This window comes from Fuscibacter oryzae, assembly GCF_016765795.1.
Lineage (GTDB): Bacteria > Pseudomonadota > Alphaproteobacteria > Rhodobacterales > Rhodobacteraceae > Fuscibacter > Fuscibacter oryzae.
Map to the genome: position 1 here is coordinate 393,150 of NZ_JAESVP010000004.1, position 12,407 is coordinate 405,556.

Sequence of the window (12,407 nt, forward strand, 5' to 3'; positions counted from 1 at the left end):
CGGCCCGCGTCTTGCGCGGGCCGGGTTCACCTTTGTCCTTGCATTTTGGGGGAAGCCTATGATCCGCAATTCCTCGGTCGGTGGCCTGTTGCGCCGCCCCGAAGCCGGCGCCTTCCTTGGGCTTGTCGCCGTTCTGCTGTTCTTTGCCGTCTTTGGCGGCCTGACCTTTCTCAAGCCGGCGGGCATGTCGAGCTGGCTGAACGTGGCGGCAAACCTTGGCATCATCGCCATTCCGGTCGGCTTGCTGATGATCGCCGGAGAGCTTGATATTTCCGTCGGCGCGATGGTGCCCTTTGGCGCCATGACCACCGCCGTCATTTCGGGCCATTACGGCCTGCCGATCTGGCTGGGCATCGCGGTCGCCTTGGGCTTTGGCGTGCTGGTCGGGCTGATCAACGGCTATATGGTCATCCGCACGGCGGTGCCGTCGCTGATCGTGACACTGGGCAGCCTGTTTGCGGTGCAGGGCATTGTGCTGGGGCTGACGGTGCTGATCACCAAATCAACCAGCGTTGCCCTGACGGTGGAAGGCCCGGCCAAGGCCGTCTTCGGCGATTTCATTCTGGGCGGGCAGTTGCAGACTTCGGTTGGCTGGTGGCTGGCATTTACCGCCTGCTATATCTTTTTCGTCCACTTTTCGCGCTATGGAAACTGGATCTTCGCCATGGGCGGCGACAAGGTTTCGGCCCGCAACGCTGGCATTCCGACCGACCGGATGACCATTCTGCTGTTCGTGCTGTCCTCGACCAGCGCATCCTTTGTCGGGATGAGCCAGGCAATCCTGTACAACTCGGCCCAGGTTGCGGGCGGACAATCGTTCATCTTCAACGCGATCATCTCTGTCGTGGTGGGGGGTGTGCTGCTGACCGGGGGCTTCGGGTCGGTGGTGGGCATCTTCTTTGGCACCATCACCTTCGCCATCGTGAACCAAGGCATCTATTACACCGATTTCGACCGCAATTGGTCGTCCCTCATCATCGGCGTGCTGCTGCTGGGTGCCGTCTTGATGAACAACACCTTCCGCAAGATGGCGCTGTCCTATGCCCCGAAGAAAGGAGCCAAGTGATGACCGCCCCGATCCTTTCGCTGCGCAATGTCAACAAAAGCTTTGGCCCGATTGACGTGCTGCATGACATCAACATCGATCTGCGGGCGGGCGAGGTTTTGTGCCTGCTGGGCGACAACGGGGCGGGCAAGTCAACCGTGATCCGTCTGCTGTCCGGCGTGCACAAACCCAGTTCGGGCGAGATCCTGATGGATGGCAAGCCCGTCACCTTTGCCAGCCCGCGCGATGCGTCGGAACACGGCATCGCGACGGTGCATCAGTTTGGCGGCACCTTCCCGCTGATGTCGATTGGCCGCAGTTTCTTTGTCGGGGTAGAGCCGACCAAGGGCTGGGGTCCGTTCAAGGTGTATGATCGCAAAAAGGCCAATGCCATCGCGGTCAAAGCGGTGCGCGAATTCGGCATCACCCGGATTGAGGATGGCGACCGGCTGGTCGGTGGCCTGTCGGGCGGCGAGCGCCAATCGCTGGCCATTGCGCGGGCGGTTCACTTTGGTGCGCGGGTTCTGATCCTTGATGAACCCACCGCCGCGCTGGGCGTAAAACAGGCCACGCATGTGCTGCGCATCGTGAATGAGGCCAAGCGGCGCGGGCTGGCCGTGATCTTCATCACCCATCAGGTGATGCACGCGATGGCCGTGGGCGACCATTTCGCTGTGCTGATCCGGGGAGCCGTCGCCGCCGATTTCAAGAAGGGCGAAAAGACCCGCGAAGAGATCACGGACTTGATGGCAGGCGGGGCCAGCATGGCCAGCCTTGAGGCCGAGATCGAAGGTTATATGGCCAGCCATGATGGCCACCCGCCACCTGTTGCGGCGCATTGAAACGGGCTGCGGTCTCCACATCGCGCGCCCGGTTGCGGCCGGCCCTCTCCACCGTAGGCCGGCCGCATCCCCCGCCGGGCCGGGCATTCCCCGGCCCGGCCTTCCACCCCACCGAACCAAGAGAGCCGACATGCCGACCTGGACCCGCGCTTGCGCCACAAACGACATCGACCCTGATGACCTGATCCGCTTTGACCATGGCGCGCAGACCTTTGTGATCGTGCGCAGCGAAGATGATGAGTTCTACGCCATGGACGGGATTTGCAGCCACGAACACGTTCACCTGTGCGACGGGCTGGTGATGGAAGGCACCATCGAATGCCCCAAGCACAACGCCACGTTTGACTATCGCAGCGGCGAGGCGAAACGCGCGCCCGCCTGCATCAACCTGAAAACCTTCCCTGTCCGTGTTGAAAACGGCGACGTCTGGATTGAGGTCTGACATGACATTCCAACTGGCCGCCTGCGCGGAAATGATCTGGCGCGACCGCCCCATTGAATGGCGCGCCAGCCGCTTGAAAGAGATGGGCTTTGGCGTCGGACTGTGGAACTGGCCCGCCCATGACCTTGCCGCGCTTGAACGTACAGGCGCCACGTTCACCATCATGAACGGCTATCTGCAAGGGCGGCTGGCCGATGATGCCGGGGCCGACATGCTGCTGGCCTCGGCCCGCGAAACGGCAGCGGTGGGCAAACGGCTGGGGGTTCACCGACTGAACCTGCATGGCACGGGCCTTGGGGATATGGGCATTCCCATCCCGCAGATCGGCTCTCATGCGCCAGGGGCAGAGCTGCGCGCGCGCGATACGCTGCACCGCCTTTGTGATCTGGGGCAAGAGATGGGCGTTGTCTTCACGCTGGAGAACCTGAACCCCATCGACCACCCGGGCTGCCCCTTCGGCTCAACCGGGGCTGTGCTGTCGCTGGTCTCGGCGGTCAATCGCCCCGAACTTCGCATCAACCTGGACCTTTACCACACCCAGATTGGTGAGGGCGACCTGATCCGCTGGTGCGCGGCCTGCCTGCCGTGGATTGGCGAGGTGCAGGTGGCCGACAATCCGGGGCGGTTTGAGCCCGGCACCGGAGAGATCAACTATCGCGGCGTGGCGATGGCCCTGAAGGACATGGGCTATCGCGGCCCCGTCGGCCTTGAAGCCTTCGCCAAAAGCGATGCCGAGGCCGCGCTGACCGCGTTCCGCAACGCATTTTCGGTTTAAGAAGGCAGGGTGTAAATCATGGTCCACAAGGCAAACCGCCCCACCGTTCACGACATGCGCGCCATGAAGGCGCGGGGCGAAAAGATTTCAATGCTTTACGTCACCACGCTGGAGGAAGCGGCGGCAGCGGATGCGGCGGGCATTCACATGCTGTCGATCGAAAGCCGCTTTTTCAGCCCCGAGATGCGAGAGGCGGCGGGGCGCTGTTTCGTGCAGGTCGGCCTGCCCTTCGGTCCCTATGGCGGCCTTGCCACCGCCGAGGATTACCTGCGCGCCGCGTTCAAATTCACCGCGATGGGGGGCGATTGCTTTTACTGCGCTGCGTCCTTGGACATCCAGAAGGCCCTTTGTGACAACCACATGCCCGTGGTCGCCCATGTCGGCCTGATCCCCAGCTATATCACCTGGACCGGCTGGCGCGCCGTGGGCAAGACCGCCGCCGAGGCGCGGGCGGTGTGGGATCACGTCAAGCGGCTGGAAGCCATCGGCTGCTTTGGCGCCGAGCTGGAGGTGGTGCCCGACCGTCTGGGCGCGCTGATTTCGGCCAACACCCCGATGATCATGCTGGGAATGGGTGCAGGGCCGGGGGCCGATGCGCAGTATCTGTTTGCCGAGGATGTTCTGGGCTGCACCGATGGCCACAAGCCGCGCCACGCCAAGACCTATCGCAACTTTGCCGCCGAATATGCCCGCCTGCAAAACGAACGCATCGCCGCGTTCAAGGAGTTCATCGCGGATGTGAACACCGGCGGCTACCCGCAACCCGAACACAACGTCACCATGGCGGATGACGCGTTCTACGCCTTCAAGGCCGGCCTCGGCCTGTAACCCAAAGGAAAAACCATGCTGAAAGTAGGCCTTCTTGGCGCCGGGCGCATTGCCGGTGTTCATGCCACTGCCATCACCTCGAACCCCGGCTCGACCCTTGTGGCGGTGTCGGACATCAACGCCGAAGCCGCCGGGCGCCTTGCCAGCCAATATGGGGCCGAAGCGCGCAGCACCGATGCAATCCTGAACGACCCTGCGATTGATGCCGTCCTTATTGCCACCTCGACCGACACCCATTCCGACCTGATCGAACGGGCCACCGGGGCGGGCAAGGCGGTGCTATGCGAAAAGCCGGTGGACCTGAGCCTTGCCCGCGCGCAGGCCTGCCAGACCGTGGCCGCCCGGAACGGCAAGCCGGTGATGATCGGCTTCAACCGCCGCTTTGACCCGAACTTTGCTACCCTGAAAGCCTCTGCCGACAAGGGCGAAATTGGCAAGACAGAGCTGCTGTCGATCACCTCGTTCGATCCGGCCCCACCGCCGGTGGCCTATATCAAGGTGTCGGGCGGCCTGTTCCGCGATATGATGATCCATGACTTCGACATGGCCAATTTCATCATGGGCGCTGTCCCGGTCAGCGTGTTGGCCGTCGGCAGCTCTATTGTCGATCCGGCTATCGGGGCTGCGGGCGATGTGGACACCGCCGTCGTTACCCTTGCCTATGCCGACGGGCGCATTGCTGTGATCAAGAACAGCCGCCGCGCCGTTTATGGCTATGACCAAAGGGTAGAGCTTTTGGGCTCCAGCGGGTTGCTGCAAGCGCAGAACATGCTGGAAAACACCGTGGTCAAATCGACAACCGCTGGCGTGAGCAGCGCAAAGCCCACCTACTTTTTTCTTGAACGCTACATGCCCGCCTATGCCGCCGAATGGGCCGCATTCGTTACGGCCGTGACCACGGGCACGCCCCTGCCGGTGACCCTTGCTGACGGTGTGGCTGCCTTGGCCATGGCAGAGGCTGCCACGCAATCTGCAAAAACCGGCCTGCCGGTTACGCTGGCCAGCGTTCTGGGCTGAACACGGTAGCCTGCCCCGCGTCCTTTGGCGGGGCAGGCTAGCCTTTTCGAATGCAGGTATTGTGCGGGCCACGCATCTGCCTACGGCCCGGTGTTTCCCGCAATGCCGAAACGGCCATCAGGCAACACGCGGCAAGCCGAAGAAAACCCGGCCATTCATCTTTCCTGTTCATAAAGCCATGCCGGATTTAGCGGCTAATCCAGCCGCGCTGTGCCGCGTATATTGGCGTCAGTCACGAACAGGAGGTGTCAGATGCTGGCAACCATGCTTTACGGCCCCGGCGATATCCGTTTCGAGGAAGTGCCAGAGCCACGGATTGAAAAGCCGACAGACGCGATCATCCGGCTGGCGGCCTCCTGTGTCTGCGGATCGGACCTGTGGCCCTTTCGCGGCTTGCAGCCTGTCACCGCGCCGCAAGCCATGGGCCATGAATATTGTGGCGTGGTGGTGGAGGTTGGCAGCGCCGTCACCAGCGTAAAGCCCGGACAGTTCGTCGTGGGATCTTTCTGCATTTCCGACAACACCTGCCCGCATTGCCGCCACGGGTTCCAGTCGTCCTGCGAGAATATCGAATTCATGCGCGGCGCGCAGGCCCCGCTGGCCCGCGTTCCGCTGGCCGATGGTACGCTGGTGGCGACGCCGGGCATCCCATCGGAGGATCTGATCCCCGACCTGTTGGCGGCTTCGGATGTGCTGGGTACCGGCTGGTATGCGGCAGATGCGGCACGGGTGCAGCCCGGTTCGACTGTTGCGGTCGTGGGTGACGGCGCGGTGGGTCTGATGGCGGTACTGGCGGCCAAACAGATGGGGGCCGCGCGCATCATCGCAATGAGCGGCCACAAGGCCCGTCAGAACCTGGCACTGGACTTTGGCGCAACCGATATTGTCACCGAACGGGGCGAAGACGGCATTGCGAAGATCAAGGAACTGACCCGAAATGTCGGCGCAGATGCCGTTCTGGAATGCGTCGGCACCGACCAGTCGATGAAGCAGGCGATCTATGCGGCCCGCCCGGGCGCCATGATCGGCTATGTCGGGGTTCCGCATGGTGTGACGTTCGATGGTGCGCAATTGTTCTTTGCCCAGCGTGGCCTGATGGGCGGCCCCGCCCCGGTGCGGCGTTTTCTGCCCGATCTGATGGACAGGGTGATGAGCCGCCAGATATCTCCGGGCAAGGTCTTTGATCTTGAAATTCCGCTGGCCGATGTGGCCGAAGGCTATCGGGCAATGGACGAGCGGCGGGCGATCAAGACGCTGCTTCGGGTGTAAGGGAACGATCATGGATATCAAACGCAACGGCACATCCCCCTCGGCCCGTGGCCCGGCAGGCTGGTTCACCGGCACGGTGCGCATCGACACGCCGTTCAGCGCAACGGCGCCGGGCCGCGCCGGAGGGGCCATCGTCACCTTTGAACCGGGGGCACGCACCGCCTGGCACACCCATCCTTTGGGCCAGATGCTGATCGTCACCGCAGCCTTGGCCTTGCGCAGCGCGAAGGGGGCCCGATCGAAGAGATTCGCCCCGGCGATACCGTCTGGTTCGCGCCCGGCGAAAAGCACTGGCACGGGGCATCGCCAACTGCGGCCATGACCCATATCGCCATTGCCGAGGTGCAGGATGGCAGGGCGGTTGATTGGCTGGAGCATGTCAGCGACGCCGATTACACGGCACAGCGGGGCTAAAGGATCAACATGACAAGTGCCATTCTGAAACAGCCGACCGGCATCGCCGGATCGGATGGGCCGGTTGATGCCCTGCGGCAAAAGCAGGCGGTGCTGATCGTGGTGCTTGCCAGCTATCTGATGATCTTGCTGGACACCTCTATCGTCATCACAGGCCTGCCGGATATTCGTGACGGGCTGGGGTTTACGCCCACGGGGCTGAGCTGGGTGCAGAACACCTATACGCTGGCCTTTGGTGGCTTTTTGATGCTGGGCGCGCGGGCGGGCGATCTGTTCGGGCGCAGGCGGGTTTATCTGGCGGGTCTGGCGCTGTTCACGTTTGCGTCTCTGGCCATCGGGCTGGCCCCGAACCCGGCGACAATGTTAGCGGCGCGCGCAGTTCAGGGGATCGGGGCGGCAATCCTTGCACCCACCACACTGGCGCTGCTGTCCACCCATTTCGCCGAAGGGGAAGAGCGTAACCGCGCCCTGTCGCACTATGCCTCGACGGCGGGGGTGGGGGCCAGTCTGGGTCTGGTTCTGGGCGGCATCTTTGCCGGGTGGATTTCCTGGCGCGTCGGGTTTTTGATGAATGTGCCGGTGGGCATGGCCCTTTATCGGGCAGCCTCGCGTCTTTTGACCGAAAGCGCGCCATCGGGCGGGCGGGTGGATGTTGCCGGGGCCATCACCTCGACCTTGGGCATGGGCGGGCTGGTTTACGGCATCGTCAGGTCCGCGACCTCGGGCTGGCATGATCCGCTGACGCTTGTCACCGCTGGCATCGGGGCCGGATTGATCGCGGCTTTCCTGTGGATGCAGGCCCGCACCGCTGACCCCTTGCTTCCACTGCGCCTGTTCGCCAGCCGGGGGCGATCCGGAGCCTATGCTGCAAGGGCGCTGTTCCTTGGGGCGATGGTCAGCTTTTTCTTCTTCAGCACGCAACTTATGCAAGGCGTGCTGCATATGACGCCGGTTCAGGCGGGCTTTGGCTTTCTGCCGATGACCGTCGTGACCTTTCTGATCTCTCTGGCGCTGCCACGCCTGCTGCGCCGCTTTGGCAGCGGGATCGTTCTGGCTGGGGCGTTTTCCTGTGTGGCGGCGGGTCTTGTCTGGCTGGCGCAGGCCGGGGCAGGGCAAGGTTATGTGCTGGCGGTCGGCCTGCCGATGCTGTTGATCGGGCTGGGCAATGGCGCGGCTCTGGCACCGTTGACCGTTTCTGGCGTGCGTGGGGTTGCGCCGCAGGATGCGGGTGCCGCCTCGGGTCTCGTGAATGCGGCGCATCAACTGGGCGGCACATTGGGACTGGCGGTGCTGGTCACCGTCTTTGCGGCGGCGATGCGTGGTGCGCCTGCTTCTGACACGGCACTGGCACATGGCATTTCGGCGGGGCTTTGCGGCGCGGCTCTTCTTCAGGTGGTTGGCCTTGCCGTGACGCTGCTGTTTGTCCTGCCCGCCGACAAGCCATCGCGGGTGCCGGGATGAAAGAGCCTGCGGCCTAGCCAACTTCTATGGAATCTTGATATGAATGGTACAGCCAGCCATATCAAGGTTTCACGAATGAAGCGCGATGAACTTGGCGACCTGATCGCCTTTCTTGCCGTCTGTGAAGAGCGCAGCTTCACCCGCGCGGCGGCACGTCTGGGCACGTCGCAATCGGCACTAAGCCATACGGTCAAGCGGCTGGAAGAGCGGATGGCCCTGCGCCTGCTGAACCGCACAACCCGCAATGTCGCACCCACCGACGCCGGCGAAAAGCTGGCCGAGACATTGCGCCCCGCACTTGATGACATCGAGGCCCGGCTGGACAGCCTCAATGCGCTGCGCGATCGCCCGGCGGGCAACATCCGCATCACCGCCAGCCGGGATGCCGCCCATACCATCCTGTTTCCAAAAGTGGCTGCGCTGATGCGCGAATATCCCGACATCACCATTGAAATTTCGGTGGATCAAAGGTTTACCGACATCGTGGCAGAGCGTTTCGATGCCGGTGTCCGGCTTGGCGAAAGCGTTGAAAAAGACATGATTGCCGTGCGGATCGGCCCAGACCTGCGGATGCTGGTGGTCGGATCTCCTGACTATCTGGCCAGAAACGGGCGGCCAGAGGTGCCCGACGATCTGACGCATCACACCTGCATCAACCTGCGGCTGCCCACGCTTGGTGGGCTTTATGCCTGGGAGTTGGGCAAGGACGGGCGCAATATCAACGTGCGGGTCGAAGGCCAGTTCACTTGCAGCGACCCCGATCTGGTCATTGAGGCTGCCGTCGCCGGTCTGGGCCTTTGCTGTTTGCCCGACACGCATCTGCAATCTGGTATCGACAGCGGAAAACTGGTGCCCGTGATGCAAGAGTGGTGCCCCAGCTTTCCGGGCTATCACCTTTACTATCCGTCGCGCCTGCAAACCTCTCCGGCCTTCGCGCTTTTGGTCGAGAGGGTGCGCTGGCGGGGATAGGCCGCCCTGTGGAGAGTGAGGGTCGTGGCACTTTTGAATGCGCAGCCTTGGTCCGCGCGAAAGCCGAAGGTCACTGGCGGCCCATGTGCCGCAATCAGACCTGACCCGTCGGGCCGCGAGAGCACAGCGCGCTGGCAGCGCCACAGCATGATCGATCAGGGGTGGAAGGTGCCCAGCCCCCGTCTCAAGCGTCAGCAGGAACAACGCCTTGCCCTTCGGGGTGATCTGCGCGCTGCCAGACCTTGCACAGCCCCTGAGACCTGGCGAATGAACGCCCGCCCGCGCGAATTTCCATGCAGAAAGCTGGCATTGACACTCAGGCAGGCGCCTTTGTGGTTTGGCTTTCCTGCCGTGCAAGACCGGTTGCGCGCGAAACAGGAATCCCGGGCCCCATCCTGCACCGGTGCCCCGCCGCTGGTTGACGCCGCATCCCCTTTGGCAAACCCTGCGCCCCTTGACGGACAGGAAGGATATGACATGTCTTTTGTGAAACCTTGGGCCACGGTCGCGCCCGGTATCGTGCTTTGGCTGGCTGTTTCAGGCAGCGTCATGGCCGGCGGTGCGCTGCCTGTCCTGCCCGTCACCGAAACCTTACCCGATTTTGCCACCTGCCTTGCCCAACTAGAGGGTTATGCCCGCGAAGATCAGGCCCAGGTCATGGCCCGCCAGACCGATGCCACCGGCCTGATCCGAGAGGTCACGCTGGAAACCGTGGGCGTGGTGTCAACCGCCGCCGCCAAGGCGCGGTACGAGGCGACGCTGTGGTTTCATGCCGGGCGGCCTGATGCCGCGCTCAAGCAGGTGGAAACCAGCCACAGCTATCAATCCCGCAGCCACACCTGCGACGGTGGTACCCTGACAACCGAGGGCACCGATGGTTATACCCTTAGCACCTTTGATCCCTTGCCCTAGGCCGGGGCCTTATGGAATCTGCCGCGCCAGCCCGGCGCGAAAGGCTGTCAGATAGGTGCGCCCCACCCGGATTTCCGATCCGTCGGTCAGCACAACCGCCAACCCGCCCAACGGCAATTGCCTGACCCGCGCAATCGCGCTGCGCCGGATAATCGTGCTGCGATGCACGCGCGGAAACTCGGCCGGGTCCAGCCTGCGCTCCAGCGAGGACAGGCTTTCCTGATGCAGGTAATCTGCCCCCGCCACATGAATGCGGACATAGTCGCGCTCTGCCTGAAACCGCAGCACGGCCTCTGGTGACACGCGCAAATAATCGCCGCGCACCCGAACCCAGAACTCTGTCGCGCGCTGCCCGCGCTCTGACAAGGCGCGTTTCAGGGCCGCCACCGTCTCTTGCATCTCGGCCAGCCGATCAGTCTGCTCGCGCTGGGTCGCGGCCTTGCGCGCACGCTCCATCGCCTGAACAAAGCGGCCCGGCTCGACCGGCTTTGTCACATAGTCGATGGCATTGACCACAAAGGCCCGCAGCGCCTGATCGTCAAAGGCCGTCACGAACAACAGCGCGGGTGGCACCGGCGTCAGCCCGTCCAGCACATCAAAGCCGCTGCCGCCGGGCATCTGGATGTCGAGCACCAGAATGTCAGGGCGGAGTGCGGCAGCCATCTGGCGGGCCTGCGGCGCATCTGCTGCCTCATCGATCCGGGTGATCCAGTCCAGCTTGGCCATCAGCCGGATCAGCCGCCGCCGCGCCAGGGGTTCGTCATCCACCACCAGAACGCTCACGCCTGACATGCCGCCTCTCCTGTTTCGTCGGGCATCAGCATTCCGCGCCTGGCGGCGCGCTGCAAGCCCCCGCCATTCGTCGGCCCAAGGACGCCGTTCGTCGAATTGCCTTGCCCTTCATCGGCCACAGGCGGGCTGCTGGGCGAAATCGGGGTCAACAGCGGCAAATCGGGTTGCTAGCCTTGTCATATTCACAAAAAACGGGTTCCCGCCATGTCGGTCATGTCAGAAATTGCCCTTACCTCCGTGCCGGAATTTACGGCTAGTGCCGATCCGCAGCCGGTTCGTTTCACCATCTCGGTCGAGGGGGGATACCCCGCTTCCCGGATGTCTGCCGAATTGTCTGCGCTGTTGGCGCAAATGCGTCACAGCCTGCCCGCCGCGTACCGCATCACGCTGCATGAAAGCCGCTCCGGCCTTGCCGATATGACCGCGCGGCAGCAGCAGATCCTGCAACTTATGGTACATGATCTGTCGAACAAGGATATCGGCAGGCGGCTTGGCCTGTCGCATTTCACCGTGCGCAACCATGTCTCGCAGCTTTTGCGCCTGTTGGGCGTTTCCAGCCGCAAGGCCGCGACCGCGCTGATCCGCAAGATGGCAGAGGGAGGCGACCAGGGCGGGGCGGGGCATGGGGGGCATGATGCTGGCTGGGAAATGCGGCTTGGCCAAGATTGCCCCTCCGGGGGGCAATTGTCATACTGGCCCGGCGTACCGGTGCGGCATTCCGGCTGCGGTGACACGATTGGTCGGCTGTGATGCTGTTCACCTTGACCCATCCATGATCAGGCGGCCATTGCCGCCGCCGCCCCCCCATTCCGCATCAAGCCCTTCAACTGCCAGAGTATGTCCAGATGATTGTTCGTTCACCCTTTTGCCTTGCCGTGCTGTGCGCAACCCTTTCCTTTTCTGCCCCCGCCCATGCCGAAGGCCGTTGCCCGCCGGGCTACTTTCCAACCGGCGGCGGCGATGCCGGTTGGCTGGGTTGCGCGCCGATGGATGGCGGGGTTGGTTACGATGACGGCTATGATGACGGTGGGTATTACGAGGACGACTATTACGAAACACCGCCCCCGATGAACTATTCGGCGCAGGATTGGGCCGATTTCGCTGCCGCCTCTGCCCGCGCAGAGGCGGAGGCAGAGGCGCAGCGCCAGAACGATCCGATTTACCGCAAGCTGAAAGCAGGCATCTGGGATTTCGACAGCTCTCCCTCCCGCAGCAAGGCCGGGGTCTGCATGGCCAGTTGGCTGACCCTTGGTGGCGGTGTGCTGATGGCCGATTGGGCTGGCAAGGAGGGTGGCACGTTTCTGGGCTTTTTTGGCCCCAACATCCCGCATGTCAGCCGGATCAAGAAGGCCAAGGTTACCCTGACCCAATCGGGCGAACGCCAGACGGTGCAGGCCTTTATCGCGCCGTTTCCCTGGTCGAAGGATCTGGGGATAATCCTGTTCGCCGTGCCCTCAACCAAGGCCCTTGTCACCTCGATCGAGGACAAGCAGGACTATACCGTCACCTATAAGGGCAACACAGTTGTTCAGGGCGAATGGCACAGCGGGTCAAAGGCCCGCAATTGGCTCAAGAACTGCATCGGCGGGCGGTAGCCTGCCTAAGCATCCCCCCTAAGCCCGCCCTGCGTGCCCCTCTCTC

General features: G+C 63.1%; 13 protein-coding genes and 1 pseudogene. 13 read left to right on the plus strand and 1 reads right to left on the minus strand.

Annotated elements, in window-relative coordinates:
- Window positions 1–58 precede the first annotated feature (58 nt).
- The 11 genes and pseudogenes from JI744_RS10165 (at window position 59) to JI744_RS10215 (ending at window position 9,974) form a co-directional block, all read left to right on the plus strand.
- The gene (locus JI744_RS10165) at window positions 59–1,066 is read left to right on the plus strand and encodes an ABC transporter permease (protein WP_202660291.1); all 1,008 of its coding nucleotides are present in this window, start codon (window positions 59–61) and stop codon (window positions 1,064–1,066) included.
- Window positions 1,066–1,887 carry an ATP-binding cassette domain-containing protein gene (locus JI744_RS10170; RefSeq protein ID WP_202660293.1) on the plus strand — a complete coding sequence of 274 codons (822 nt, stop codon included), beginning with the start codon at window positions 1,066–1,068 and terminating at the stop codon, window positions 1,885–1,887. Before JI744_RS10165 ends, JI744_RS10170 begins: the two co-directional genes overlap by 1 nt.
- Before the next feature lie 130 nt (window positions 1,888–2,017).
- Entirely contained in the window at window positions 2,018–2,329 is a 312-nt protein-coding gene (locus JI744_RS10175) for a MocE family 2Fe-2S type ferredoxin (protein ID WP_202660304.1), read from the plus strand.
- Between the two features lies 1 nt (window position 2,330).
- On the plus strand, window positions 2,331–3,104 hold the full coding sequence (locus JI744_RS10180) for a TIM barrel protein (RefSeq protein ID WP_202660306.1): 774 nt from the start codon (window positions 2,331–2,333) through the stop codon (window positions 3,102–3,104).
- A gap of 18 nt (window positions 3,105–3,122) precedes the next feature.
- Window positions 3,123–3,932, plus strand: coding sequence for a 3-methyl-2-oxobutanoate hydroxymethyltransferase (locus JI744_RS10185; protein ID WP_202660308.1), 810 nt, complete (start codon window positions 3,123–3,125; stop codon window positions 3,930–3,932).
- 15 nt (window positions 3,933–3,947) lie between these two features.
- Window positions 3,948–4,949 (plus strand): inositol 2-dehydrogenase, encoded by a 1,002-nt coding sequence (gene iolG, locus JI744_RS10190; RefSeq protein WP_202660310.1) that lies wholly within the window; start codon window positions 3,948–3,950, stop codon window positions 4,947–4,949.
- A 252-nt stretch (window positions 4,950–5,201) separates the two neighbouring features.
- On the plus strand, window positions 5,202–6,218 hold the full coding sequence (locus JI744_RS10195; RefSeq protein ID WP_202660313.1) for a zinc-dependent alcohol dehydrogenase family protein: 1,017 nt from the start codon (window positions 5,202–5,204) through the stop codon (window positions 6,216–6,218).
- Between the two features lie 10 nt (window positions 6,219–6,228).
- A pseudogene (locus tag JI744_RS10200) lies at window positions 6,229–6,632 on the plus strand ((R)-mandelonitrile lyase).
- A gap of 9 nt (window positions 6,633–6,641) precedes the next feature.
- On the plus strand, window positions 6,642–8,093 hold the full coding sequence (locus JI744_RS10205; protein WP_202660315.1) for an MFS transporter: 1,452 nt from the start codon (window positions 6,642–6,644) through the stop codon (window positions 8,091–8,093).
- A gap of 75 nt (window positions 8,094–8,168) precedes the next feature.
- A complete protein-coding gene (locus tag JI744_RS10210) occupies window positions 8,169–9,062 on the plus strand; it encodes a LysR family transcriptional regulator (RefSeq protein ID WP_202660317.1) in 894 nt (297 codons plus the stop codon).
- A 477-nt stretch (window positions 9,063–9,539) separates the two neighbouring features.
- Window positions 9,540–9,974 carry a hypothetical protein gene (locus JI744_RS10215; RefSeq protein ID WP_202660319.1) on the plus strand — a complete coding sequence of 145 codons (435 nt, stop codon included), beginning with the start codon at window positions 9,540–9,542 and terminating at the stop codon, window positions 9,972–9,974.
- A 9-nt stretch (window positions 9,975–9,983) separates the two neighbouring features.
- Here the strand turns inward: JI744_RS10215 and JI744_RS10220 are convergent, their stop codons facing one another.
- A complete protein-coding gene (locus tag JI744_RS10220) occupies window positions 9,984–10,766 on the minus strand; it encodes a LytR/AlgR family response regulator transcription factor (RefSeq protein ID WP_202660321.1) in 783 nt (260 codons plus the stop codon).
- A gap of 213 nt (window positions 10,767–10,979) precedes the next feature.
- Here JI744_RS10220 and JI744_RS10225 point away from each other — a divergent pair, with 213 nt between their 5' ends.
- On the plus strand, window positions 10,980–11,516 hold the full coding sequence (locus JI744_RS10225; protein WP_202660323.1) for a response regulator transcription factor: 537 nt from the start codon (window positions 10,980–10,982) through the stop codon (window positions 11,514–11,516).
- A gap of 95 nt (window positions 11,517–11,611) precedes the next feature.
- On the plus strand, window positions 11,612–12,361 hold the full coding sequence (locus tag JI744_RS10230) for a hypothetical protein (RefSeq protein ID WP_202660325.1): 750 nt from the start codon (window positions 11,612–11,614) through the stop codon (window positions 12,359–12,361).
- Window positions 12,362–12,407 lie beyond the last annotated feature (46 nt).